Genomic DNA, 26,604 nt, shown 5'->3' on the forward strand with positions numbered 1-26,604 from the left:
TGAGCTCATCGTTCGGAACCCCCATACATTCTAACTAATGAGGAATCTAATCTACGTTTCTTCATCAAAGAACTTAGGGCAGAGGGATTCATTGAGGATGAGTACATTGGTAATAGACATATAATTAAGCTTACAAAAGACGGAGAGAACTACGAAATTGCTGCAAAGTTGATAGAAGATGAGAGCTATCTAGACGACTTGGACTTATTCTTGCGGTAGAGAATAGTTAGAACAAACTCCTAACTTTATCAACTTTTTTCTCATTTTTATAATAAAAATCCTAAGTAACATAAACTACCCAGTTTAATAAGAAAAATTGAATAACTTTAGTGGGCTAAGAACAGAACTACTAGCAAAATATCCAGCCTGCGACCAATGTATAGCCTAAGAATTTCCTAGCTACTTCGATAAAAGTTAGCAATATAAATAGCAGTTAGTGGCACTAACCATGCTATTATGTTCGCGTAAGTGTTAGCCAGTTCTGGATCTTGTTTCAATAATGTACTTTGTAATACATTCTGTATTAAGCTAACTAGCCAATTGTATCCGTCAGCTACATAATTCAGAATCTCCTGGAAGAGATTTGAAGAAGGAGCTGGGATCTTCTGAGCGTAGCTTTGGATCTGCGTTGAGTTCAGAAGAGAAGAGTTTGTAGTAGTTGCTGCAGCTGCTGTACTTACACTAAAATTATTATAATGTATAATACTTTCAATCCCTTTGGGATTTATTAGTGGATGAAGAAACATTTCTTTGTACAAACGTCTTCTTAAGTCTTTCAGTAATTCCATAGTTACTCTATATAATAAATTAGTTATTAGTTAAATGTTTAAAAAGGATATAAGAAGATGTAAACAAAAGTAAAAATGAGATTACTGAAAGATAATATATATCTTGTACACTATTACCTAAGATTATTATAATAGAGGCAATGGTGGAAGTTAAATTTGCTGCCATAGAATTAATTATAAATATTGATGCAGTTAAGTTAGGAAATACCTTTTTAATATAATTTGACGTTAAGATCGAAGACGTGACAGCAATAGTTCCTAGAGTAAAACCTGTTAACGAAAAGAGTTTATCGCTAGGGGTCATGACGATTAAGAGCATAGATGTAATAAATGAATTAAATATTAATAAAAACAAAGCTAAACTAAACCTATTCTTTAATGTCAGAAATAATATAGATATGGTGAAGATGGATATACCATTCAAAAGCTCCATCAGCGCGTAAACCGAAGGATTAGTTGACGAGGAAGATATAACTATAGGTACGACCAAGTTGGAACCTATTGTAACTAAGATAATAGGTAAAATTTTATTATTTACATAGAATTTGAATTTATTATTTTTAATATTATTAGATATAAAATACTTTTTAAATCTTAAATTAGAATAAAACACAAATGCCGTAAAAATTAGAAACATAATAAAATAAAACCAATTATAAGTATTTAACGTAATTATTATGTACAAGGTAATATCAGCTATTAGTGTTCCAGCCATACTCGCAATGTTTGCAATCGATATAGCCCTACTCACATTATTTACATTTTTAATTCTAACATAAGACACTAAGGATCTCAATAAAATCTCAGTACTTATGAACAGAATAATTGATAACTGTATTATCAAAAAATTTTTAGTTATTAATAATAATATAGGAATATATGGTAAAAATAATATATATTTTAAAAGTTTTATAATTTTATTTTCATTCAAAAAGTTAAAAAATATTAAAATTATATCAACTACAGAAAATGTTGCTATACTTATTAACACTCCTTCTACAGAATTAGTCACGTGATATACAAATAAAAATACAAAGCCTAAAAAAAGACTTCTAATAAACCTAACATAAAAAGTCATAAACGATGTATCAAATATTACCCGTTTTTCATAGTTCATGCATTTTTCACTAAACCTTAGAGATATTTATATTCGTCAAAGATGTTGTATGTATTTATATTGATTTTTAGCTCTTTCAATATTCTGTCAATTATCAGCCTTAATATATCCCCTTTCCCAGCATCCTTTTTCACCTCATTATAAATGTGTAGTATTTTATCATCTTCTAAGTTTATGTTAAGGTTGTATTTAAAATATACCTTAGCAATTTTTACTATATAGTTATCTAGAGATATATCATTTATGTCTGTTGCTGAATTCAAATAGTTTAACAATTTTACATTCAAATAACTACTGCTTAAATTCTGTTTACCTTCTTGATAAAATTTTACTAATGCTGGCATTACACCGCCGTTATTTCCTAAATATAGCAATAAAATGTAATAGTTATCATAATATTTTCTGAATAAAATTTTTTTAACTTCGTCAATATTTAAGAATTGGTTAATCTTTATTTCATTTTGTATAGAATTGATTCTAATTTGTCTATCTACACCTAATGGATAAAGATCTATTATTAAATCATTAGTACCTAGGTGTTCACTATTTAATACTCTTAGACTTAGAGAGTTGCTATTCAGATCAACAACACCTTCAACTTTAGAATTATATTTACCAGCTAACTCTATTTTTGCTAGAAAATTATTCTTTGGCATATCCCCTCCTACAGCATATACAATATCACCATTTATTTCAGGTATGGAATACGGTGCATAACCAATTATTAAGCTATCTTCGATATCTAAGGATTTTAGGTTGACCTTCAATAAATAAGGTATACTATATATAATTACGCTATTTGCATCAACGAATATCGGCTTACCTGTTGGTTTACCCGGTAAAGGTAACACGTTTTTGAAAGTTTTACTGCTTAGGTCAATGATGTACAATTTTCCGCTATAGGTGGCTAGTATTAAATAGTCGTTATTTGGATCATAAGCAGGTGGAGTAATATGTAAGTTTTTTTCCTCCTCGATCTGTACTATGCCATCTATGTTATTTTCATTAAATAAAAATATATTGCTCCCACAAGTTGCTATATATTCCAATTTAGTAGGTATAATTTCAACATTATTATACGCTACTAACGGGGCGCTACATAGTTTAAAATATTGCTCTTTATTGTTTTTTAAGTCAAATACAAGAAGAAGATACGTACTATTGTACACATCATATGCATATGATAGCAGAACATTATCTACGTATTTACATCTGGATAATAACAATATTCCATCTCTAAGTTTTATCGTATTTTTTAATTTAAATTTAGAATTATCATTAATTTCTATTATATTAATATATGGTCCTATAGGTGCAATTAGTGTCTGATCATCCAACAAACATGGTGTAGATTTATTTCTCCATAAGATTTCTTCCTTAGACAATTGAAATGTGTCTAATACGGTTCCATTATTCTTATCTACTAAGGATATTTTGTTATATGAATGAGGAATAATTAGTTTTTCTTTAACTTCAACTAAATCATTATATGTCCCACCAGCTACTTGGAATTCTAACTTCCAAATTAAAGTGAAATTATCTTCTGAAAAGTTATATACATATTCCTTGTAATTAAATCTATCAATTTTTATTAAAAAAATCTTATCTTTATGTTGCAAATCCAAATGAGGAATTGTCCCTATTCCATGTAATTTGTGGACATTCCTTATGATCATCTTAAATACCTACGCTATTACTAAATCGAGTGAAGCATCCATTATGGCATAAGATAACTCATTCATGTTAATTTTTAAGTATTGCTTATTGAATATATCGTAAAGTATAAAACTTTGGTTATCATAGCCTACAACTATATATGGTTTTCCATTTCTATCAAGAGTTCCTACATGGCTCTCACTAAATTCTCTAGATAGATTTCTCGGATATAGCCTTATAATTGCGAATTTATTACTAGCAACTAACCTCTTTAAAGCCTCATAGAACCTCTGTTCTACTGGGTCGTAATGTATAACTACATCAAAATCTTCTATTTCTTTATTTAATTCAGTTTTCATCGGTTGTAGTTCGGCTATTTTTGGTCAAGTTAGCGTCTTGGACCTTTATAATTTTACTTATCAAAAGGTGAGTATATCCAACTATATTGTTAGTTTAATATTTATCATATAAATTAAAGAAAATGCTTTCAATTTAATGTAGGGTTTTATAAAAATCTTGCATTAATAAATAATAAGACATCAGCAAGATAAGACTATCCAGACTTTTTTAACTAAATCTGAAACAAACGTAATTGTTGGGCACACTGAAGAAGGGGGCATAGTTTAAATTATGATTTATGGGTTTTCTCAGCCGTGTAATATAAGATTCGTCAAAGAGGGAAGAAGTATTATGTTTACAAGATAGAGAAGGACTCAAAGGGTAACGTAAAGGAAATTTACATAGGTTCCTTAGATAAGATAATCGAAACTTACCTTAAATTGAAAGCAGGGGTACTGGGGGATTCGTCCCCCTAAAGGGCTCGAGCCGGGACTTGAACCCGGGACCTTCGGGTCCACAGGTGTTCCTCCTAGTCTTTAGGCTAAAATTGTCGCTATTCTCTTTAGAAATCGTTCTATTTTTCATAAAAACCAGTTAAATCGAAGTTCGCGCGAATAAAATAATAATTTTTTTAAATAGATTACTAAAATAACGATATGGGAAAAATTTTTATTAAGTTTTTGAGGATAATCTTCATGGAGCTCCTAAAGGTAAAGGAAAAGTTCCAAGAAGCAATAGAATTGTTGGGCAATGCGATTCAGGAAAACAACCTCAAAATAGTATCTAGAATTAATGCCCAGGAGAACCTAGCTAAGGCTAACCTGAAGATAAAAGGAAACTACATTTTCGAGGTATTCAGGCCCGACCTGGCTTACAAATTATTTAACTTAGATATAAGGGCAGGGATAGTCCCTCCCCTTAGGATTTACGTCTTTGAAAAGGGTGATGAGACGTTCGTGGAGTACTGGAAGCCAAGTGAAATACTAAACAAGTGGGGGGCGGAGGAGATAGGAAGGGAACTGGACGAAACGTTCTACAAGATCATGAAAAGGCTCAGCGTGATTGAAAGGGAAAGTCTCTCCCTCTGAGAGGATGAGGTTAATTACCATCGCGTTGCACTTCTCCTCTTTTCTAAAATTGTTCGCTCCCGAGAATGGATTATTTAAGTGAACTACTCCTGCCCTCACTGAGGTCTTCCGCTCATAGCCCCAGATAAACAAGGATACGTCACGGATGAACCTTCCCTTGAATAACGTGTTCACGTGCACGTTAGCTGTGAACACTCTTGGTAAACCCGTCTGGGAGGACGCGAAATCGTTATAACACCTCAATCTATTTGTCCCTATGTACGAGAAAATAGTGGAATATCTTCTTTCCTCTTCCTATCAAATAGCGTTCACCGGGGCGGGGATGAGCACGGGCTCAGGTATATCAGACTTCAGGGGACCTAACGGACTCTGGAAGAGATATTCCCCTGAAATTGCTTCTGCGGACTTCCTGAGGAAAGATCCCAAGTCTTTCTGGGAATTTTATTCAGTTAGAATGAGGGGGCTTTTCGAGGCATCGGCAAATCCCTCACATAAAGCCCTGGCAGAAATGGAGAGAATGGGACTCTTGAAATGGGTCATTACACAGAACATAGACGGCCTACATCAACAGGGAGGCTCCCGTAACGTTATCGAGATACACGGTACCATGAGAAGGTCTTATTGTTCTACGTGTTTTGAGCCTTACGAATCAAGCGAAGTCCTGAAAATGATAGACCAAGGACAAAACCCACCTCTGTGCAAGTGCGGAGGCGTGATCAGACCTGACGTTGTACTCTTCGGCGAACCCGTAAAGGAAATAGAGAGAGCTTTAAAGATAGCTTCTAGGGCTGACCTAGTCATGGCCATCGGGACTTCGCTTACAGTATACCCTGCTAACCTGGTTCCGAGGACGGTAAAGGAAAACGGCGGGAGGTTGATCATAGTGAACATGGAGGAAACTCCTTTGGACGAAGTGGCAGATGAGGTTGTCAGAGGCCAGGTAGAGAAGGTCTTACCGGAGATAGTTGAAGAGATAAAGTCTGAGTTGGGTAAAGTTAGATGAGGGTCGAGACAATTAGAAAAGGTGAAAAGTTAAAAGACAATTAAACCACCGAAGATCTGTGCAGAGATCTAAGAAGCTGAGCTTCTTTCAAGCATTGTCGATAGGCTTAGGAAATATAATAGGGGCAGGTATATTCATAATGGCTGGGGCTAGCATAAGCTCCGCAGGGCCTTCCGCCATAATAGCATTCGTGGTAACGGCAGTTTACGCTTCTCTTGTAGGTTTAAATAACGCTGAGCTGTCGTCCGACTTCCCCTCGGTAGAAGGAGGGGTGTACAGCTTCACCAACCTGACCATGGGGGAGACCATGGGGTTCCTTGTGGGCTGGTTCAGGCTTATAGCATACTCCATTAGCGGGGCTGCTACAGCGTTGGGGTTCTCAGGTTACTTGGTCTCGTTGGGCTTACCTACAGTTCTGTACTTCCCTTTTGCCGTAATCTTGATACTCGTTCTAGCTTTAGTGGATTATCACGGCTTAAGGCTTGCGGCGATAATCGAGAGCCTCCTTGTAGTGATTAACATAGTCGGTCTGATAGCATTCATTGCGTCCTCTACACTGATTTCGGGCTTCAGGGAGGAAAACTTCGCTCCGTTCTTACCTCACGGCGTTCTTGGTCTTCTCGTAGCCTCAAACATAGCCTTCTTTGCATACTCTGGGTTCAACACTATAGCTACGCTGACTCCCAGCGTTGAAAACGGGGAGAGGACGGTACCGAAGGCGATAATTGCCTCGCTCATGATAAGTTCCTCCTTATACATGCTCGTCACTTTCTCCATGATAGACTCTCTGTACTGGACTAAGTTCGGCACTGCTTCAGACCCTCTGTCGTTGGTACTGGAGAGCATCAGGACACCCTTACCTTTGCTTTACTTCATAGACGCAACTGCGCTCATAGCAGCTACAACTGTAACTCTGTCCATCATAATAGCTGCCGAAAGGACCATGGACCAGATGGTCATGGACTCCATGCTACCGCGTTTCCTGAAAGGAAAGAAGGAAACCTTAATCGTAATAGTTTCGGTCATGCTTGCTTCACTTAGCCTGGGAAATGTGGAAAGCATAGCGCTTGCATCTAACTTCGGTATAGTTTTCTCCTATGCTCTTTCAGGTATTCAAGTCGCAATAGCTAGAAAAAGAGGAATTAAAGGTAAGTTCAGATCCCCGTTATTTCCGTTCATACAGATAGCGTCTGTGATACTATCCTTAGTATTCATGGTATCCCTGGGGAGCGATGCGCTCATAATAGGAACGATAACTCTCATCATTGGCTTGGTATTATTTACTTTCCATAAGGAGTTCATTAAGCACGAGGGTCACAGCGTATGAAATCAACTCACTTTAATGCATCTCCCTTCATATTCTCTCCATCCTCTAAAGGCCTATGTTTCCCTTTGGGTGCAGGGGTAAAGGAGAGTTACTTTATTACTAAATTCGGAAAAAATATTATAACTTTTCCTAAGAAGTTATAAATACAATTTAGCCTCCCTTCAACGTCGTCTCAAACTTCAAATCGTCTTCAGGCCTGACCCCGTGAGTACCAGGACAGCCATGTCCTTGTCCTTCCTCTTTTTATACCCCGCTAACGTCGTAGCTGAGCTGTACTCCACTAATAGTCCCTTTCTAGCCAGATCCTTCCATGCGTCAACTATCTCGTCATCAGAGACGGTAACACATTCGCCTTCCTTGATCGCCTCCAACATTTCCCGTAGGAGGGTTGGGTTGGTAGAGACTAAAGCGTCTGCTATGGAAGTCACGTTTTCAGGCGGGTCGTAGTCCTCGTGATTAACCACGGAACAGAGAGGGCTCACTTGTTTGGACTGTACCGCGACTATTTTGGGCATATCGCGGATGACTCCTTCCCTTAACATATGCTTGAAACCCTCGTGAACTCCCAAGAGTAGTGTCCCAGCCGAAACGGGTAAGTAAACTTCGCTCGGAGACTCCCACCCCAAATCCCTAACTATCTCGTAGGCCAGAGACCTTATCCCGTCTCGGAAGTGTGGCTCCAAGACGTGAGAAGCGTGATATAACCCCGACCTCTCCGCCGCAAGTTCCACGTCCTCCCTACTTCCATTGACTTTCACAACCGAGGCACCGTAAGCCACAATTTGTTTCACCTTGTTCCCCTTAGCAGACGAAGGGACGAAGACTGACACCTTCATCCCCGCAGCTGCACCGTAAGCTGCTACCGATGCACCCGCGTTACCTGAAGAGTCCTCGGAGATCTCCCTAATCCCCGTCTGCTTTAGGTATGATATCATAGTCACAGATCCTCTATCCTTATATGACCCCGTGGGGTTCAGGAAGTCAAGCTTATAGTAAAGATCTCCCTTCAGCATTGGCGTGTTCCATTCTCCCAAGCTTACCCACTCCTTAACGTAAGGAAAGTTTTCCCTGAGGTTCCTCGAGAACGGAAAGTCCACCTCCAACTTGAAAGGACCTCCGCACCTAGTGCACTTAAGCTCCAGTCCTCCCCTTTCTTTTCCGCACCTAGTGCAGATCTGTTTCATGCATTTCATTTTCTATATGGAAATAACAAGTTGTTTTCCCCTCTCTTCGCCTCTAGGTAAGCCGTCCGAGGTCTAATTTAACTGTTAAGGAAGGAGAAAAGGGAAAGAGGGAGAAGAGGAGGACACTGAGAGAGACGATTAACGAGAAAACTCATGAAAAGTTAGGCTTTCCCTTTTGCTCTAATCATGAAGCTCTGGGTAGGAAACTCTTCGTGTTTAAGGTCACCAATAGTCCTACCAGACCTATCATTTTCACCACGTCTCCTACTATTGCAACAGGTCCCAGTCCGAAGAGATAGAGAGGTAACCCTGTAGTGAACACTACAGCTCCCCAGAAGAAGAGGGATGAGTACGCGGGCTTGATCTTCCTTGCAGTTAGGAATATCGGCACTCCCGCCAATGGTTCGAAGAAGTAACCAAGAAGTATTAGTTCTACACCCAGGAACTTACCTAGAGACAGGAAGACTAGACCTATTCCAGCGATAATAACTGCTAGAGTTCCCAATACGTCAAGCATCCTCTGTTTCTCCAGCTTCACATTGTGATAGCTCAGAACTGATGGTATAGCCATTGCCCATATTACCCATAGTATAACTACTGAGGGAAGAGAGAAAATGAAGTTCAGCCCCTTCAAGTCAAGTAGAACCAGCTCTGCCAATATCACCAAGGAAGCTACAAGACTCACCACATTACCTTGAAACAAATATTTAATGTTCATGGTATAAAAGTAATTTCAAGAATCAAAACATTATATTAAGTAACTTTTTATAACACGGCTACTTATCACGTCTTTCTCTTGAAAGAAAGAGGTTCTAGAGTTTCGTCGTTTTTACCTAATATTATCGATACCCCATCCTCGTCTTCGATGATTATAATCCTCATTATAGTTGAAACTAAGTATTCCTTTCCCCTCGAAGCGTCATCTTCGTATTCCCTGCAGTCCCATAGGGAGTCACACCCAAGGTCCAGCTTCTCCCTGATTTCATCCACGGGATACCCATGCTTCTTGTAATGCGATACTATCCACTTCATTATCTTCACAGATGTGTCTCCGTCGCTTTCCTTTCCGCATATGTTGCATCTCATGATATTTTTATTCGTCTATTATTCTCTAAAACGATTATCCGATACCTTTGTCCCACTCTTTATTAAGACTTGAACGACAATCCTCCACACATAGTCTTCGTTTATCTAACTTGTTAAGTATACCTTGCATGTCTGCATTAACTTGTTTTAACATAAAATAGATAATAGCTGTTTAAATGAATTTTTCTTTTTAAATTCTTTCAGAAATTCTCTCGCCTTTCCAAGAAGCTCTTACACTAGTTGCGCGTACATTATCGTTCAATATAAGCCAGATCGTGTTTCCCCCTTACTCTCCTTAGAGAGCATGTAACCTAACCTTAAATAGAAAACTCGTCTCAACGGAAGAAGAAATTTATATCCTTTATATTATACTAAATACAGGTTAAATTTAAATATACTGGATAGCCTATCCATATCCGGTAGTAAGAGCAATGATTAGAACTCATACCTTTACAACTAATATTAAGAGAAATCAAATAATAATATCAATAGATGGGAGATCCTATTACCGAGGTGTGTTGATTGGCTGAGCTCAAGAGGAAGGTGTTCCACATCCTCGATCTGGTGCCACTCTCTACCTCGAGCGTAGCGCCGGCTTTCAGCATTTCCGCAGCATACGGCGTGATGACAGAAATCATGGGAGTTCACGCGACGATGTCAGTCCTTGTCGCTTTCCCGTTCTTCCTGATGGCCTCCTTGCTCTTGAGGAAGTTGAACAAGATATCCCCTAACGCGGGAGCGTCTTACCACTGGGGAGCAAAGCTGGTAGGGAAAAGGTATGGTTTGTTCCAGTTCTGGATAGTCTCCCTAGCTTACTTCCTTTCTCTTCCTCCAATTGTGATACCTGCGGGAGAGTACACGCTTGACCTCCTTTACAGGATAGGGATCATTAGTTACTCGTTCGAAAGCAGCGTGTTATGGGACTCAATCGTGGGTATAGCATGGGTGATAGTGTCAGCGATACCGCTCATCTTAGGTGCGAAACCCACAGCCAAACTGACAGAGGCGTTCTTGGCAGTGGAGCTGGCAGTGTTGGTGAGCTTCATCGCGATAGGGATCTACTCCATCCCTAGGTCAATAAACCCTTTCTCGCCCTCGATGCTCTTTGACGGGAGCTTCCTCTTCAGCCCCAGGGGATTCTTGGGCTTAGCGGCAACCTTAGTAATAGTAGCCACTATTCTTGATGGATGGGAGATAGACAGTTACGCTTCAGAGGAGTCACAGAAACCTACCCAGTGGCCTGGGCTCTCGGGGATAGCAGGGCTAGCAATAGTCTTCTCCATTTACATGGTCACGATGCCTCTCATGTCGATGGAGACTCCCACCTCAGCACTCAGCGTCTCGGTAGATCCCCTCGCCACTTGGGCTTCGCAAGTCATCCCAAGATACGTGTGGGTGATGGACATAGCCGTGATCTCTTCTACTGCTAGTTCTCTGTGGTTAACAGCTTACATACTTAGCAGGGTATGGTACTCTGCTGGTAGAGAAGGTATACTACCCTCAAAGTTCTCTTCTGTCACGGGAAACGGTAGCCCTTGGGTGGCTGTAGTGTCAATTACGCTCTTAGAAGTGGTAGTGCAGATATTACAGCTTTCTTCCCCCAGCCTGCAGTCCTTCTTCGGGCTCGTCCTGACTGCAGCTGGAGCTTTCCTTTCCCTGGAGTTCAGCATGGATGCTTTAACCATTACTTACCTGGTCGTGAAGGGGTCAATCCCGCAGAGGTACGGAGCGGTCTCTTTACCTACCGCACTCTTCATGTCGTCTGTGGTCTTCCTCGGTATCCTAGATGCAGGTCAAGCTTTCGGAATCAACTCATCGCAATATGCCCTAGTTCTATTATCACTTATCCTCCCAGGTCTCCTTTTCCTGTTAAGAAATAGAAAGATGAAACTAGTAGAGGTGAAACTAGATGATTTGGAACGAGATGTACGAAAAGATCCAACTTAAAGGTTTAAATTCACACATTTCGTAATCTCCTTTTCGTATCTCTATCACTTTATGCTAAATCTAATTTAAAAACCTTTTTCAATAGAACTATATAAACCAGATATATCATCATTTATCTATATTTTCTAAGTTGAATACGCTTAAATTCAGCTCAGCTATTTTAGTCCCATGAAACTAGGCGACGTATTCAAACCCCTAGACGACAAGAAGTTCAGCATGTTCCACGTGAAGAGCTTGTTCACCACTGGAATGGGAGTATTTTCAGACGGATACCTCCTATCTTCAATAAGCCTTGTTTTACTCTTTGTGCTCACAGACTTCGGTATTTCTAAGAGCAGCCCGTCTTATGACTTCTGGTTGGGTGCGTTATCTGGTACCGTCTTCATAGGTGCAGCGTTAGGTGCAATCCTCTTCGGAGTACTAGCAAACAAGGGCAGGAAGACGTTTTACGGTGTTGACGTCATGCTCATGACAGTCGGGGCCGCGCTTCAGGCGTTCGCTACATCCCCCGCAGAGCTCGCGGCGATAAGGTTCCTGGTCGGTATAGGCACTGGTGCTGACTACGTTTTGTCACCCCTCATAATGGCTGAACACTCCAACGCTAAGGACAGAGGAAAGCTGATAGCTATAGGGTTCGGTCTGATGTGGAGCCTCGGTGCAGTTACAGCTTCCCTTGAGTTCCTCGGGCTTGAGGCACTCTCTGTACCCCATAGCCTGATGTGGAGGATAATCCTAGGTGCTGGTGCCATCCCAGCAGCTTCAGTGATCTACCTCAGGAGGAAGGTCCCAGAGACAAGCAGGTTCCTGCTCAGAATAAAAGGCGACGTTAACAAGTTCGAGACTGTAGTGAAGCAGATAACGGGAGAGAACGTCAAGGCGGACTCCAACTTGGCAGACAGAAACGGTATACTGACTTACTTCGGCAAATTCGGTAAGATATTCCTTATGGCGTGTGTCTTATGGTTCCTCTTCGACTTGACTGGCTACGCTAACGGACTCTTCGGTCCAACCTTAATAGCCAGGTCTATAGGAATTTACAACCCAGCGGTGTTCTCGTTGATATATCCCTTGTCTTCGGTTTCCCCGGCAAGTTTGTCGGAATATCCACAATTGACAAGATAGGTAGGAAGCCACTCCAAGCTATAGGTGCTGCAGGAGAAGGACTGTTCCTCCTGCTCTTCGCCTTGCTCTTGACCAGCATGTCGTCGTTGGGGCTGTTAGTGCTCTACGGACTTCATGAGCTCTTAGGAAGCATAGGACCCGGAATAATAAGTACTGCTGGCATGCTCGGTGTAGAACTTGCTCCTACTAAAGCTAGGAGCATGGTACAAGCGTTCACTGTGGCTTCCGGTAGAAGCGGAGCTGCAATAGCTTCATTCGTATTCCCTACGCTATTCCTTTCCGTAAGCAAGGAAATAGCCTTAACGTTCTTTGCAGTCCTGATGTTCGTGGCAGCCGCGATAACTCTGTTGGTGCCTGAGACTAAAGGCAAACCCTTGGAGGAATCTAGCAAGGAGGAAAACGTCGCCACCTAATGGAAGAGAGTCCTTTTTTGTTTTTCTTTATTCCATATATATATATTTTGTTTTATTTCATCTTTTTATGTTTAAATCTTTGTAGAATCAGGACGATGTCCTCGTCTGATTCCTAAGCTCCCGCTTCTGAAGGAAAAAGAAGTTCTTTCTTTCACTTTTCGCGTGGAGATATAGCTCGTGATGAGGTTTCCTGACAGCGAAGAATGATGTCGATGAAGACGATATCCGTTTTAAGGATTACGTCAATTCATAGAATGTTGAGTCCTTACAACGTACCAAATCTTATTTAATCGTTCATCTAAAAGAGAGTTTCACGTTCTCCTGATACGTGTTAAGACGTCCCACGAAACAGGATTTCGGTCATTAAAGGGAAAACAAGCTTTAAGTATCAGGGGTGATATTTGCTATTCTCCACAGAGCCTAAGGACTCAGTGAGGGACCTTTTCGATAGAGAAAAGGAGCGTGAAGAGCTCTTAAATAAAACGAATGGTTTCTCACTCTTTATCCATCATACTTTAATGACAGTGAATACTGTTTCACTTTAGTTCAATTGAAGAACGTCCATCTTTGACTTAGACGGAGATTTTCCCTCCCTCTTCTCCTCTTGGTAATTCTTAGCTATGTCCTTCGTCTCATTTACAGGAATTCGGCAATGAACCACGCAAGGAAGAAGTCTTTTACCGAAGTCGTGAACGTCGGGAAATGAGGTCTCCGAGATCCAAGGTGACAAATGAGGCGAAACAGATGAATGGATGAAAATGAGGAAAAAGGAAAGGAAGGAAAAAAGACTCTTATGTACTTAACCTCTACGTCTGAGCCTGAACTTGTACCGGTACTTGAACCGGCAATACGAAGTTCCCTGACGTTAGATAACCGACATTGGTATATAACTCGAAATTCATAGTTTCAAATAGTGGTTCGAACTCAGAAGCATCTAAGATACTTATGTTGTCTTTCTGATACAATTGTGGATTTCCAAATAGCTGAATCTGAAGAGGAATAGAGACTTTTATTGTTTGGTTAATGAAACCTCCCGGCGGGACTTCTATCGTTGAGGGGAAGTCTACTCTGGCGTAACCTACAAAGCATCCTTGTTCGGTCCCCGACGGCACACCGCTACTGGCAGGTAAGTGGAACACGAATTTCTCGTCCAGCGAAATATAGGCATAGTAAATATCAAGTGTAGAATTAGACGGGTTAGCCACAGCGAAGTTAAACTCTATCCTGATAGGAGTCTCTAGGAAAGACAGAGGGCCGATGGAAGTTACGTTTACCCCTTCAGGTTGAGCAAATGTATCTACTGTAACGGAGTTAAAGCAATCTACCTGCACGTTGGTAAGTTTTGCATCTATGTTTCCCTGAAACTCGGCAAACCCTGAGTCGTCATAGGAAGATTGAGATTGAATTTGGAAATTTCCATCGAAAGTACCTTTACCATACACGTGATAGTTGAAGCCCAGTACACAGTCAGATATCGTTATCTTTCCTTCCATTAGACCATTTAAATTCGCGGTAAAGTAGTTATCAAAGAGCCCATAACATACTTCGTACCCATCCTGAAATACAACCTCTCCAGAACCAGTTATGGTAGCAGTGGATGTAAGGTTGAGAGACTTAATTTTTTGGCTAATGGTAAGTTTGGTTCCATTGCTGAAGACGACTTGTCCCTTGAAATCATGGAAGGACGCCTCTGCCCCGCTTACTACTAGATTTGAGACAGTACCGTCAATTGTTACATTCCCCGGAGACCCGCCTGAAGGAACCAAGGTGATCGAGCCTTGATAAGACGCATCGCCAGAGAGGACGTTGCAATCAGGAAGAGCCCAGTAGCCCGAGAGATCTCCCTCAAAGTTAAACGGATTAGGTGGAGCGAAAATGTTAGAAGAAAGTTCTGCGCATAGAGGACCTTCATAATAGCCGTCGAAATTGAACTCCCCGCTTTTACCGCCTATAACTACACCGCTTAACGTCAGGGCATTTCCGTACTTTTCTACCAGCTTTGACAGAGGTTGAGAATTCTGGCTAGGATTGAAGAAACAGTAAGGTAAACCTACTGCCTGAGGGTTGCTCACCACATCTACGCTGTTAGGGTCTAGATATACTATACCCCCTGTCTTCTTAGTTAGAACTTGAGAAATGTAGTTATATGGAGTCACAGGTATCATGTTCCCGTAATTGCTCACTATAGCTATCTTCTGTAGGGCGGGTAACTGTACCTCTACTGCAGGGTGTCCGGCAAAGGACGCGTTAACAGTACTTGGAGAGACCTCGAGGTTCAGTCCCTTCTTTATCACGTTCCATGAATTTCCCTCAAATCCCAGTATGTCCTTTATCTTTAGGATCACGTTAGGGGTGACGTTCTGGAGGAGTAGTATGTAAAGCGTTCCGCTACCTAGATAGACCAATCCATAGTAGATGGGTTGGTTCGATGCTTCCAGGTCTACAGTGGAAAGTTGCTGGCTACTCTGTATCACCACAATCTCGTTGTTCTGTGCTGAAGCTAGGGAAGACACCACTTGAGCGTTCTGCGACGCCATACTCTGCGCTGAAGGTACAGAGAAGAGCAGGAAGCTGAAAGGAATGAGCACGGCCATCATTATGATCAGCACTATTATCATGCCTATGACAGTACTGAGGGCCCTCCTCTTTCTCTTGGTCAATTTAGCATGGAGAAACTTCATCCTCTCACCCTAGTATCGTATACCCTATCCTGGCCATCTCTCCGTTTATGTTGACCAGGAACCACACCATCACTGTAGATCCTTGGTTGAAGTTTATGAATTGAACCGCATTAGGAGAAGTAGTATATATCATCATACTCCCGTCATAAAGCACACCGTCTCCAGTGTTGTATACTTTCACGTTCTCCATTTTACCTGGTGTGCCGTTTATGTCAACCCAACCGTTGAAGGTCGGTGCAGCGGGAGTTATGAGATTTTGAGAAGAGGAATAGAAAGAGGAAAGGGAGAACGCCACGACGTATAATGGCCCGTTGTAACCCTTGAGGAATGGATAAATGACCACGTAGTTCTCATCACCTTCTTGATTCACCAACTGCTTCACTTGTAACGAAGTAGACAGGACTTGTGCCTCTTTAGAATCATTCACCTGAGCAGATTGTACAGTGAAGTACCCACCTAGGAATGAAAAAACTACTAAACCGATTATAATCGTAGCTGCAATCAAAATCAGTGAAGTGACACTCTCATTCATTATCTATCAATATAACTGGATTATAACTTCTATAAAACCCTTTCTTATGAAAATTCTCAGAAATTTTATTAAGAAGTACATTTTAGTTAGCTAAAGTATTTTTGTTTGGATATTCTTTTCCCTTGGCTAAAATGAAAGAACTTCGATAGTAGCTTGACTATCTTACGAGCTTATAAAAGGATACAAGGGGATTAAGTTTAAATGTTAAAAAAACCTATTTAACTTTAGAGTCGTCGGTTCACTCCTCAAGTCACAGCCGTTTAAGCTGCGAAGACTTGAAGGAGTGACTGGAGCAAGCTCTCTAACAATCCGAGGATTGTATTCAAGAGCTGCTCCACTAACTGTAGTACGAGGCTTAGGCTGCTTGATTCTGCCATATGCTTCGCCTAATTTTTAAAGAGTTAAACATTATAGATAAAAGTTTCTATTAATCCAGTGGTTTTATCTCGTTTTCTATTTTTTGATGAAAAAATCTAGAATCTAATCTGTTTTCCAATTTTTGAATAAATAAATTGCTTATCTCAGTTAGGCCTAAGCGAAAACCTGATGTTTCGCCATGAAGCGTAATACATTAGCCTGGGACAGGAACGTTTGAAGGATACATTAGCTGAATTACTACCAGAGGCTTTTGGAGAGGCGTTAAGATCAGTGAGCAAACTGAGTACTTGATTCATCTACTTCACGTTTCATAACACCTTTTTATCCCCCTCCTTTCCCTAGGGAAAGTAAAGTCTAAAAGATAAAGTGAAAAATTGATCATTTCTACATTTTTATTTAAAAAAAACAATTAGAGCTTTAAAATATTTAAAAAATCTTGAAATTACTTTCCAGAACTTTATTCATTACTTGTTTGCTCATCTTTAAGGTCTGCAAGAATTAACAATACATCCATACCGAAAAACCTTGTCTTCGCTATTGAAGGGGAGTCTGCTGAAAGAACCTTTCCGTCAGAGGTCTCTATCGTTAGCTTCTTAGCGTCTATTCCCTCGGCATTCACACCTTTGTCAGCAAGAAGGCTTGCAAGGTCTATCTTCATGCTCATGTTGTTCACAGTTTTTTAGAAACGTTTCAAGTATAAAAATAACCATGAAAAATCGAACGCTGCTGCCTGAAACTCAAGCCTACACCCTGAAATCAAGTTAACGGGATTTCCAGTTCATCATGGGATTAAATACAAATGAAGAGCAAAAAACGTTAAAACTAAAAGATAACACTGCTTTGACTTAAAAAGATACAGGATGCGGGAAGAGGTAACGACGTTAAAACGACTTCAGCTTTAGCCATAGAACTTGTTATACAAAAGTTTTCTTAAAGTGGTAAAGGATTAAAACAAGGTTGTTCATTATGCAATAGGTTTTTCACACATCCGTGAGCTGTCTCTTCCTGTAGATCACCAGACACAATACGATGCCCAACAACATATAGGCCAAGAATATGGCTATGCTCTCTGGCACGGTCGGGTTATATGTAACCGAGTCACCGGTTGGTGACAACACCCTGACCACATGAGGTGGATAAACCCTTTGTGCTAAGTCTGTAATGGACTGAAGTGCGTAGGTCACAAGGAAGAAGGGCTCCTTATTTAGGTCGCCCATGATGGATTGGACCAGGGGGAAACCTATCAGCAACACGAAGATAGAGATAGTGATTGACACCGTGGGGCTTTTCACCGAGGCACTGAAGAGGGACACGAAGGACACAAGGGAGATTATTCCAACAATCGATATACCTACGATTTCCCACCAAGTGGGTATGATGGAGTGATAGAGTATGAACGTGGAGGCGAAGGACCCTGCTAGGTAAGCTAAAACCACCAAGACAACAGCTAAGATTGAGGACAGGAACTTCACAGCGAATATCTTCTCCCTGTTGAACGGCTGAGTGAGGATGAAGAGCCCCTCCTTTGAGAAGTCCCTTGATACTAAGTCCCCCGCGAACATCGACGCTATCAAAATGAAGAGGATCTCTGAGTAACCCAGATTAGCTTCAGTGAAGAGGAAAGCTGAGGCTGGCTTCGTGACCACGTGAAAGTCAACGAGGAACGTGTTGATGAACGAGATCAGCACGGCTAAGGGAAGCATTATTTGGAACCTTTTCGTCCTTACATAGAAAAGAGTGTTGTAGTAGAAGATGTCTTTAACTCCTGCCACCGAAGACACCTAGCACTCTCACGAAGGCGTTCTCAAGACTCGAGCTACTGTCGTAAAAGCTCCTTACGTCATACGTCTCGACCAGCTTCCTCAGTATCTTCTTCCTGGTCTCCGAGTCGCCGTCGTAGAATATCTCGAAACGTCTGTCCCCGTCCTCCTGTACCCTGGTTACCATTCCGGCCAGCAGCTCCTTGAGGATACCTGGGTTTATTTGGTACTCGAACTCCACCTTTACCGAAGTAGGCCTGAAGATCCTCTCAAGGTTAGTTACGGAACCCTTGTAGATTATCTTCCCCTTGTTCATGATGAAGACGTAATCACACATGTCTATCACCTCTGACAAAATGTGGGAAGAATAGAGAATGGTCTTGTTCTGCTTGATTTCACGTATGACACTCTTTACCTTGTATATCTCAATTGGGTCCAGGCCATCAGTGGGCTCGTCGAGTATGAGGATCTGCGGATCCTGTGCTATCACAGCCGCTAGGAAAGTCCTCCTCTTCTGTCCCTTGGAGAGTTTACCGCACTTCGAGTTAAGGTTTGGTAAATCAAGTCTGGCGTTCAGTGACTCAACGTCAGCCTCTCTCCCCCTGAGCTTCGCTGCGAACTGGATGAACTCCCTCACCGTCATGAAGTCAGGAGGCTCTGGTACGCTCACCAGAGAGCCCATCTCCTTCAAAGCTTCCTCCTTGTTCCTGAATATGTCCTTCCCGTTCATCAATATCCTCCCCGAGTCAGGGTATATCAGGGTAGTAAGTATCCTGAACAAGGTAGTCTTCCCAGCCCCGTTAGGGCCTAGGATAGCGTAACATCCGGGCTTGTCTATTTCAAAGGAGACACTCTCCAAAGCGGTGAATTTACCGAAATTCTTGGAAAGCCCTTCAACTTGTACAGAAGGTGACATAACAAAGTGTAATAAACTTTAGCTATTAAAAATCTTGTCGTATAGGGTTTAAGCTAACTCCTAGATGCCCATGTCTCTCCTCATGAATTCAGGGTCTTCATGTAGTTTCAAGATATCTCAGGTTTAAAATATTTTATCAAGAGCTGTCATGCCTACTCTGTTACGTAGAGGTGTGAGATTCAATCACCTTCTCCTGAAAGCCAGGAACGAGAGGACTGCCATTATAGCTACCCCTACAACGAGCAACGATATAGGTAAGACGTAGCTAGTGGTCTTCTCCTTGGTGCTGGGCGTACGGACTGAGCCGTTCTCTAGCTGTTTCACTAAGCTACTTGGTATAGTTGAATTAGTTGAATTATAGGCTGTGGAGTTCTGAGTCCTTGAGTTTGTCGACGTTGACGTCTGAGTTGAGGTAGGCTTTACATGGTCACTAGGGAAATGCCAGTTCTTCACAGTGCTGAAGATCGTAGCTGAACCGAATGAAGTCGACGCTACTATCAGGAGCTGTAGTATCACCCCGTTAGTCTCATTGACCCAGATAGTCATGTTAGCAGTACCTATGGATTCGCTCTTCACCAAGTTCACCTTGTAAGCCTGAAAGTCCCCCTTTGGAGAGCTGAAGGTACAAGTAGATACAGTGGCTTGACTCCCGTTAACTGTGAAAGTACCGGCCTTGAGTGACGAGAGTTCCTTCTGCGACATCATGGGGAAGCCTGAGCCCAGCCCTATGGAGGTCGAGTAAGAACCGTTGTACATTTCCATCAGGAAGTACTCGGTCAGGTTCATGTTGTTCTTGCTCGCTACTGAATAGATGCTACCATACCCCTGGGTGCGAAAATATACTTCACCGTTAGAATCCCCTGTAACGTACTGAATCACGGTACCGTTGCCCTGCTCCTTTATGATTGAGAGAGCCTCTAAACAGACGGAAGTGTAATAACTTATCGCAGATCCCGCTTGGATTGAGTCTTGGGTGGATGAACCGGCTGAGACTACAGTACTCGATAGCATAAATACCACCACAAATAGGGCAATAAACCCTTTCCTCGGATTCATCTTTCTTCATCACAAGTTTTGGCAACCCACTTATAAATCGTGCTCTTCGGTATGAGAAGTTCCTTTGAGACCTCCCTCACTGACTTACCCTGTTTGACCAAGGAAACCGCTCTGTTCCTTACAGAATCTGGGTACTTGCTGAAAGTAGCGTTCTCGACCCAATACCTATGACAGTCCTTGCAGTAGTATACCCGTTTCCCACTCTTTAATTTCCCGTACTTAATGACGTTAGTGGACCCACAACACCTACATTTCATCTAAACATCAGATAGATTTTCCTGAAACAGGATTATAAAAGATTTTAGTTCAACTGTTATATAGTCAAAAAAGACCTTTAATCCTTTTTAATTAATATAGATTTTTTAACATTTAATTTCTATTATAAGGTAGTAAAGTATCTGTGAAAGAGCTTTTCGTATCCTATAATTTCAGGGTTTCTCTCCTTGTACTAGAGGAAATAGGCTTACCTATTTTCGTGGCAGAGTGTACAGAAGATTTTATATATATATAAAAAAAATCTCCTCTTTTCTTTTCCTTTTCTCCTGTTCTTTGCTTTACTCCAATTCCTATGAGGTAGTGATGGATACTGACTCCCTCCCCGCCCTAAAGGGCGAGGCTTTCAATCTTTTGTAATAACATGAGAGACAGAAGACTTTGGTAGTACATAAAAGGTGTAGATGGACATTGACAGTTAGTATTGCAAATTATATATAGATCTATACATCTTTTTTCCTTGGCTCAATTTACATGGAACCCGTCTAGATTCCTCCACTTAAATCAAGTCCTTCTCGCTGGTTGGTCTTATATCTCTTCCCTGTGATAAAGGTCAGTCTACATTTAGTCCTTTTGTAGGTTATTTGCATACCATAGAAAATCTGTCTAGAGGTTTCTACAGCAAGTAGACTTTTTAAATCATAAATCCGCCTAAAACAGAATGAAGTCAGGAGTTTCTCTGAGTTCAACCTGCGTCCTGATAACTCTTCAAACTTCACGCAAATTATGTTACACCCAACCGAGGAAAGTCACTACGTGCACTACAGCACTAACATAGAGTTCGATTCAGCTTGCGTAGTGGTTTGGCTTTCCTCTACAACGTGTAAGTTCCTTATATAAGATCGTAAATTAATGAAAGTTACCTTCTAGGCTATTATGATAATATAATTTATCAGGGGAACATAAGATTCTTAAACATTTGACCAGGGTGTTCTTACTATTTTGAACGAAATGTCTATTTCCTTACCAAAAAAAGTGAAAAGAGACGGACTTCACCTAGAAAACAACTCAGATCGACCTCTATATAAGCCTTTTGTTTAATAGATTACAAAATAAAGAGATTAAATGAAAGAAATTAGAAAATAAAATACAAAATAGCCTTTTCTTTATATTCCATTATATCCTTTGACGAGAAAAGATTATGACGGAACAGAACAAGCAATAGGTCCAACTGGACGCTGTCTGCATGCCAGTTTTGACAACACAGAAAATTTTCAATATATGGAATTAAAAAAAATCCTTGTTTTTATATTTTACAATAGAGCTAGGTGCAGCCCTATTATTAGGCCCTTCAAAAGATCTAATACTAGAGTCAAGATCTGCTGCAACAGCTGCACCAAACCTCCTAACAGACCTCCTAATAGACCCATAGTTTTTACCTAAATCAAAATCAGCGTTCATTATATATAAACTTTTCGTTTATAATAGAGCTAACCAAAAAAATGAAAATGTACTATAAAGATAAGAAATAGCTAAGAGGGAAAAAAAGGTTTTGCCTTGCTACCCCATCAGACGACCTCCTTATGCGCCCGAGAAGACGGTCAGGAGGGTCTTGATGAGGGTCTCCAGGAGCCCCAATATCAGGTTTAGGAGCTGTTCCAGGAGTTGCAGTACTGGACCTAGGGCTGAAGACTCTGCCATGCTTAACCCTGACCCTCTCTTCTACCTCATGCTAAAAATATGTTTTGTATTAGATTAGCTTAATACTTTCATATCAGTTTTTTGAGATAGAATTATATAGAATTAGTTAGCATGATAAATCACTCGAGTACTTGAAAATCGCTGTCGAGACAGTTTGTATACTACTATATACTATTAAATATAGATAAAAAAGAGATAAATCTTTTTAGTTCATTACATTATAAATAAACAAAATATTTACACTAAGCTTAAATAGTTGCTTTCGATTAAAGACTTGAAACATTATGAGAAAGAAAACTACAAAGTTTCTGAAAGTGATGGAGGTTGTCATTGTTTCCACGGGCCTCATAGCGGGCATCTTCTTGGTTTCCCTCCTTCAAGTCTCTGTGGTCGACGGTAACTTGGAACAAGGAGCTTTCATGTCGTCTTCTCCCCTCCTGACAATGCCGAGCACGGCGAACCTTAGCTACGACTGGGCAGTGGGTGGTTACACGAACGTGATAGGGAAGTCAGATTACGGTGCATTATGGGACAACGGCTTCTCCGCAGTGAAGCTTGGAAACTACACTGTGTCTTACATGGTTAACGTACCAGTGAACGTTTCAGGTTATCTCAACGTGAGCCTACTCAGCCCGTTCTTCAACTTCTTCGTCCCACCACCTACCCCCGTAACGGTGAACTGGATGTGGATACAAGACGGTGTGATATACATGGACAACGGCTCTGTAATGCCTGACATCAACATTTGGTTCGTCCCCAACGCTCCCATTTATGACGGTGTGATCTACTTAATTTATGGAGGAATGGAACTGAGCCATAATGGTCCATATAACGAGACAGTGTTTTACAGCAACGGACAGTGGGTCATAGAAATAAACGGACATAAGATAGCTACGGTAGGAGATAAAGGCGTGCAAATGAAGATACACGGAGAGGAACTGATAGCAACTGACGTCTTCGGAATAACGTGGCCTTACTCTCTCGTCAGTGGCTTCTCAGTGAAGATAGACAGTTTCTCCACTGAAACCAACGATGTGCTCCCATCAGCAGGTGTGGAAGTGCACAGCGCCTCCGCCTCTCAATTTACAAACGATAACCCCGACTTCGTTGCGACCTTCAAGTTCTACGTGAATAATGACTTAGAACACTTATACTACGCTAATTCGTCAAGCTTATCAGCTGACTACGGTTACATGGCAGGAGCTAGCGCACCACCTCAAACAGTTTACGGCAGCTCTCTCGGGTACATTAACCTCATCGGAACGAAGGCAGGGATCTCCAGTGTATCGTCTAACGCCTTAGCTTATCTGACCCAGATGCCCGGCACAGAATTCTGAGGGACGTTCATGAAAAGCTTAGCAGAGAAGTTAAAGGAGAAGGGCTACAACGCTGAAGAGATCAAGGTAAGGAAAGTACAGATAGACAGAGAAGATGAAACGTTCGAGATGAAACCTCTTTACTCTTTAGAAATAGAAATACAAGGAAGGAAGGTGTTGGCCCTAGTAGGGAGACTAAAAAAGCATTGAATGAACTTGTTGTGCGACCTCACGGTCAGGACAAGCTCGACTAAAGTACTCTTCTTTTTCACAGAGAGTAGTTATAATCAAGGAATCGGGGAGCTACTTTAAAATTATTTATTATAAGTCACTATTCTTTAAAAAGTTTTAAAGATGATAGACTGCCTTTAATTTTAGCTATTTCAGTGTTTAATATAAGTCCAAGACTTGTCTTGAGTATTTTTTATTAAAAGTTTTCAATAGTTAGTACCACAGCATAGAAGGAAAACGTTAAGTCAATAGGGAAAGTTTTATATGTTAATAATAAAATATTAGAAAAGGGGAGAAATTATGAATAAATGGTTGATAATTTTAATAATAGGAATAATAATCCTTGTAATAGGAGTAGGGCTCGTATTCTACGGTTCTAGTACACTAGCTGGACAGATAGTCTCGGCTGAGAATCACCTCAAAAGTGAGAGTTATATGACCCTACCCCCCACGAGTAAGATCACAATCCCGGTGGCTCGTGGTGAAATTAAGCAACTTCTCTATGAATCGAGTGAACCAGTGAGCGTTAACACGACTGTAGTTAACGATAACGGAATATACATCGGGGAACTGGTTGGAACCACATCTAGCACGACTTACACCATCGTTAACAACAACACTGTTCCGGTAAGCCTAAGGTATGATACTATTACAATAAGTGGTGCCCCTGTTGACGCTGCAGCTGCTGGCGTCCTCCTAGCAATCGTGGGAGTTATCGTAGCCATAGTTGGGGGTATAGTAAGCCTAGTAAGGTTCCTGAGGAACAGAAGCAGACCGATGGGCTGAAACCTCAGCAATTTACACTTCATCGGACTTTAAAGAGCAAGGATACTTCCTCTTAGAGCCTAGCTTTAAGGTCTCTCAAGTCCCGTTTAGACCTGAAATAAATCTTGTCTTTTAAGGTCTGACGAAATATAGTGTGAAACCAGAAGTTAAAACCTCATGTTTTTTAATCCTCTTCTGGATTTACCCCTTAGTTGCTCATTCACAAGATATCATCGCTGTCTAGAGATTAATAGCTCTCTTCATGGTAGCGTCGTAAGGCACGGAGAGGAAATCCATTAAGATCTCCTGCCTATTGACGACTTGTAGCGAACACCCAGTTTTTCTATATATCAGACAATTCACGTCTCCTTTATGAATTCAGTTTATTTATCGAAATCAAATGAATTTAATTGAGAATTCTTGTACGAACTGGGTTAGTGTTACGAAATGATTTTTATCCATTTTACAGGGGAGGAGACTTTAGAATCTAAACCTTGTCTTTTAAAATCTGACGAAGTGTAAGCATGAACCCTAACGGATAAAAACATTTAGACAGCAGGAATTCCGTAAACTACTAACCTTTATTTGATCTACTACAAATTACAAAAGATTGAAAGCCTTGTCCTTCCAGGGGATGGAAATTTAAATAGTTCTTTTCTTTTTAAATTTCCTTAATGGCTGGGAGGGTTAAAGCGATCAGAGCTACTGTTTCTATGAAGATCGCTCTCTCTGAACCCCTCCTAGCCCTCGTGAACGACTACGTGAAAGCAATACGTTTTTCGTTATTTTGGTTGAAGGAAAATGTCCCGAACCCAGAAGAGAAGGGAGTGTTAGGAAAAGTCCACGAGGAGTTATACACGAAGTTAAGAGAGGAATACGACCTACCATCAAAGGTTGCTGAGGACTGTTATAGGGATGCTCTCGCGATATACAAGGGTTGGTACAACAACCCGAGAAGAGGACGTTCCCGAGAGTGTACAAACCTACAGTGTGGCTACCCTAGAGCGAGCTATAGCGTGGACTTCGATAACATGACTGTTAGGATAGCGAGTGTTGGTGAAAACTACCACTGGGTTATCCCAGGAACCTCAAGGACTACATGAGTTGGAGGATGAAGAAGCACGTCTAATAGTTAAAGGAGACAATGCTTTCCTCAAGGTCGTTTTTGACAAACCGTTGGAGAGAGATGAACCAAGGGAAAGTGTTGCTGTTGATGTTAACATGGGTGAGGTAGTAGTCGGAAGAGATGACACTCACTACGTTAGGATCCCAACTAGGCTTGAAGTTCATCACTGCAAGTCTTTAGCTGAGAGGTTACAGAAGTATTACCCAAAGAGGTGGAGGGAGAATAAGAGGATCCTCCACAGGACTCACTCCTTCCACCTAAAGGCTGAGAGAATGGAGGATGCTAGGAAAGTGGGGAAGTGGGTAGTTGAAATAGCAAGGATGATGGGTGCCAACGTCATAAAGTTAGAGAGTCTCAGGAACCTCATCAAGAACGTGGATAAATTATCTAAGGAGTTTAGGGATAAGTTATATCTAATGCAGTACCGTCGTGTTCAGTACTGGATAGTGTGGCAAGCTAAGGAGCGTGGCGGTCGTAGAATTCGTGAACCCCAGTTACTCTTCCGTTTCATGCCCTAAAAGTAGGAAAAGGATGGAGGAGATCTCTCATAGGTATTTTTCCGCTTTCCGTCTTGCGGTTACGAGAACGACCGTGACGTTATTGCGATCATGAACCTCAACAGGAGGGGTTCTCTGACCCTCTCGACTGCCCCTCAAATGAGATATGTAAACACGAACCGATGAGGGGAACCCTCGCCGTGGCGGGGAGGAAGTCAGACTGACAAAAATCCCTTTGTATTAAAAGTAGGTTTTACATCAACTTTGATAAAAATTGAAGCATTCCACAAAACATCTAGGAAAGTTAAAAAGAGGTGAGGGAGAGGAAAAGAGCCTTCAAAGGGGAAGTTGCAGAGACAGCT

At 41.1% G+C, this 26,604-nt stretch carries 24 protein-coding genes and 2 pseudogenes; 11 read left to right on the plus strand and 15 right to left on the minus strand.

Annotated elements, in window-relative coordinates; all coding sequences use genetic code 11:
• Positions 1-1,030: 1,030 nt before the first annotated feature.
• Positions 1,031-1,231, plus strand: coding sequence for a hypothetical protein (locus IC007_RS04030; protein WP_149528399.1), 201 nt, complete (start codon positions 1,031-1,033; stop codon positions 1,229-1,231).
• A 691-nt stretch (positions 1,232-1,922) separates the two neighbouring features.
• Here the strand turns inward: IC007_RS04030 and IC007_RS04035 are convergent.
• Positions 1,923-3,581, minus strand: coding sequence for a YncE family protein (locus IC007_RS04035; protein WP_149528400.1), 1,659 nt, complete (start codon positions 3,579-3,581; stop codon positions 1,923-1,925).
• A gap of 9 nt (positions 3,582-3,590) precedes the next feature.
• Positions 3,591-3,920 carry a hypothetical protein gene (locus IC007_RS04040; RefSeq protein ID WP_054846698.1) on the minus strand — a complete coding sequence of 110 codons (330 nt, stop codon included), beginning with the start codon at positions 3,918-3,920 and terminating at the stop codon, positions 3,591-3,593.
• A gap of 342 nt (positions 3,921-4,262) precedes the next feature.
• Here IC007_RS04040 and IC007_RS04045 point away from each other — a divergent pair, with 342 nt between their 5' ends.
• From IC007_RS04045 to IC007_RS04060, 4 genes are all read left to right on the plus strand, one after another.
• Positions 4,263-4,376, plus strand: coding sequence for a putative integrase (locus IC007_RS04045; protein ID WP_232049043.1), 114 nt, complete (start codon positions 4,263-4,265; stop codon positions 4,374-4,376).
• A 219-nt stretch (positions 4,377-4,595) separates the two neighbouring features.
• The gene (locus IC007_RS04050; RefSeq protein ID WP_162205022.1) at positions 4,596-4,988 is read left to right on the plus strand and encodes a DUF302 domain-containing protein; all 393 of its coding nucleotides are present in this window, start codon (positions 4,596-4,598) and stop codon (positions 4,986-4,988) included.
• Between the two features lie 256 nt (positions 4,989-5,244).
• Positions 5,245-5,991, plus strand: coding sequence for an NAD-dependent protein deacetylase (cobB, locus tag IC007_RS04055; protein ID WP_149528401.1), 747 nt, complete (start codon positions 5,245-5,247; stop codon positions 5,989-5,991).
• A gap of 58 nt (positions 5,992-6,049) precedes the next feature.
• A complete protein-coding gene (locus IC007_RS04060) occupies positions 6,050-7,318 on the plus strand; it encodes an APC family permease (protein WP_054846696.1) in 1,269 nt (422 codons plus the stop codon).
• A 179-nt stretch (positions 7,319-7,497) separates the two neighbouring features.
• Here IC007_RS04060 and IC007_RS04065 read toward each other — a convergent pair whose 3' ends face one another.
• The 3 genes from IC007_RS04065 to IC007_RS04075 form a co-directional block, all read right to left on the minus strand.
• Positions 7,498-8,502 carry a pyridoxal-phosphate dependent enzyme gene (locus tag IC007_RS04065; protein ID WP_054846695.1) on the minus strand — a complete coding sequence of 335 codons (1,005 nt, stop codon included), beginning with the start codon at positions 8,500-8,502 and terminating at the stop codon, positions 7,498-7,500.
• A gap of 184 nt (positions 8,503-8,686) precedes the next feature.
• Positions 8,687-9,220 (minus strand): hypothetical protein, encoded by a 534-nt coding sequence (locus IC007_RS04070; RefSeq protein ID WP_054846694.1) that lies wholly within the window; start codon positions 9,218-9,220, stop codon positions 8,687-8,689.
• 65 nt (positions 9,221-9,285) lie between these two features.
• Positions 9,286-9,588, minus strand: coding sequence for a hypothetical protein (locus tag IC007_RS04075; protein WP_054846693.1), 303 nt, complete (start codon positions 9,586-9,588; stop codon positions 9,286-9,288).
• 522 nt (positions 9,589-10,110) lie between these two features.
• On the opposite strand from IC007_RS04075, the gene IC007_RS04080 reads away from it, so the two are divergent.
• Together IC007_RS04080 and IC007_RS04085 are read left to right on the plus strand one after the other, a co-directional pair.
• Positions 10,111-11,535, plus strand: coding sequence for an APC family permease (locus tag IC007_RS04080; protein ID WP_149528402.1), 1,425 nt, complete (start codon positions 10,111-10,113; stop codon positions 11,533-11,535).
• A 168-nt stretch (positions 11,536-11,703) separates the two neighbouring features.
• Positions 11,704-13,070, plus strand: a pseudogene (locus IC007_RS04085) (MFS transporter).
• A 541-nt stretch (positions 13,071-13,611) separates the two neighbouring features.
• On the opposite strand, the gene IC007_RS04090 reads toward IC007_RS04085, so the two are convergent.
• The 9 genes from IC007_RS04090 to IC007_RS13270 all read right to left on the minus strand — a co-directional run bounded on the left by IC007_RS04090 (position 13,612) and on the right by IC007_RS13270 (position 22,067).
• Complete coding sequence (locus tag IC007_RS04090; protein WP_054846690.1) at positions 13,612-13,800, minus strand: hypothetical protein; 189 nt, start codon at positions 13,798-13,800, stop codon at positions 13,612-13,614.
• Positions 13,801-13,876: 76 nt separating this feature from the next.
• The gene (locus IC007_RS04095) at positions 13,877-15,751 is read right to left on the minus strand and encodes a hypothetical protein (protein ID WP_149528403.1); all 1,875 of its coding nucleotides are present in this window, start codon (positions 15,749-15,751) and stop codon (positions 13,877-13,879) included.
• Positions 15,752-15,755: 4 nt separating this feature from the next.
• On the minus strand, positions 15,756-16,283 hold the full coding sequence (locus IC007_RS04100) for a hypothetical protein (RefSeq protein ID WP_054846688.1): 528 nt from the start codon (positions 16,281-16,283) through the stop codon (positions 15,756-15,758).
• A gap of 835 nt (positions 16,284-17,118) precedes the next feature.
• Positions 17,119-17,319: a hypothetical protein gene (locus IC007_RS04105; RefSeq protein ID WP_232049013.1), complete on the minus strand. Its 201-nt coding sequence runs from the start codon at positions 17,317-17,319 to the stop codon at positions 17,119-17,121.
• Between the two features lie 322 nt (positions 17,320-17,641).
• The gene (locus IC007_RS04110) at positions 17,642-18,433 is read right to left on the minus strand and encodes an ABC transporter permease (protein ID WP_149528405.1); all 792 of its coding nucleotides are present in this window, start codon (positions 18,431-18,433) and stop codon (positions 17,642-17,644) included.
• Positions 18,420-19,337: an ABC transporter ATP-binding protein gene (locus IC007_RS04115; protein ID WP_054846685.1), complete on the minus strand. Its 918-nt coding sequence runs from the start codon at positions 19,335-19,337 to the stop codon at positions 18,420-18,422. The genes IC007_RS04110 and IC007_RS04115 overlap by 14 nt, the downstream gene beginning before the upstream one ends.
• 183 nt (positions 19,338-19,520) lie before the next feature.
• Positions 19,521-20,348: a hypothetical protein gene (locus IC007_RS04120; RefSeq protein WP_054846684.1), complete on the minus strand. Its 828-nt coding sequence runs from the start codon at positions 20,346-20,348 to the stop codon at positions 19,521-19,523.
• Between the two features lie 41 nt (positions 20,349-20,389).
• The gene (locus IC007_RS04125; protein ID WP_054846683.1) at positions 20,390-20,650 is read right to left on the minus strand and encodes an IS1/IS1595 family N-terminal zinc-binding domain-containing protein; all 261 of its coding nucleotides are present in this window, start codon (positions 20,648-20,650) and stop codon (positions 20,390-20,392) included.
• Between the two features lie 1,243 nt (positions 20,651-21,893).
• On the minus strand, positions 21,894-22,067 hold the full coding sequence (locus IC007_RS13270) for a hypothetical protein (protein WP_162302111.1): 174 nt from the start codon (positions 22,065-22,067) through the stop codon (positions 21,894-21,896).
• Positions 22,068-22,591: 524 nt separating this feature from the next.
• Between IC007_RS13270 and IC007_RS04130 the strand changes: the two genes are divergently transcribed.
• The 3 genes from IC007_RS04130 to IC007_RS04140 all read left to right on the plus strand — a co-directional run bounded on the left by IC007_RS04130 (position 22,592) and on the right by IC007_RS04140 (position 24,640).
• On the plus strand, positions 22,592-23,644 hold the full coding sequence (locus IC007_RS04130; protein WP_054846681.1) for a hypothetical protein: 1,053 nt from the start codon (positions 22,592-22,594) through the stop codon (positions 23,642-23,644).
• Positions 23,645-23,653: 9 nt separating this feature from the next.
• Positions 23,654-23,833: a hypothetical protein gene (locus IC007_RS04135; protein WP_054846680.1), complete on the plus strand. Its 180-nt coding sequence runs from the start codon at positions 23,654-23,656 to the stop codon at positions 23,831-23,833.
• Between the two features lie 321 nt (positions 23,834-24,154).
• A complete protein-coding gene (locus IC007_RS04140) occupies positions 24,155-24,640 on the plus strand; it encodes a hypothetical protein (protein ID WP_054846679.1) in 486 nt (161 codons plus the stop codon).
• Positions 24,641-24,859: 219 nt separating this feature from the next.
• Here IC007_RS04140 and IC007_RS14060 read toward each other — a convergent pair whose 3' ends face one another.
• Positions 24,860-24,982 (minus strand): hypothetical protein, encoded by a 123-nt coding sequence (locus tag IC007_RS14060; protein ID WP_256202717.1) that lies wholly within the window; start codon positions 24,980-24,982, stop codon positions 24,860-24,862.
• Between the two features lie 311 nt (positions 24,983-25,293).
• Between IC007_RS14060 and IC007_RS13750 the strand changes: the two are divergent.
• Positions 25,294-26,428: pseudogene (locus IC007_RS13750) on the plus strand (IS200/IS605 family accessory protein TnpB-related protein).
• Positions 26,429-26,604 lie beyond the last annotated feature (176 nt).

Origin of the sequence: Sulfuracidifex tepidarius (assembly GCF_008326425.1) — an archaeon.
GTDB classification, from domain to species: Archaea; Thermoproteota; Thermoprotei_A; order Sulfolobales; family Sulfolobaceae; genus Sulfuracidifex; species Sulfuracidifex tepidarius.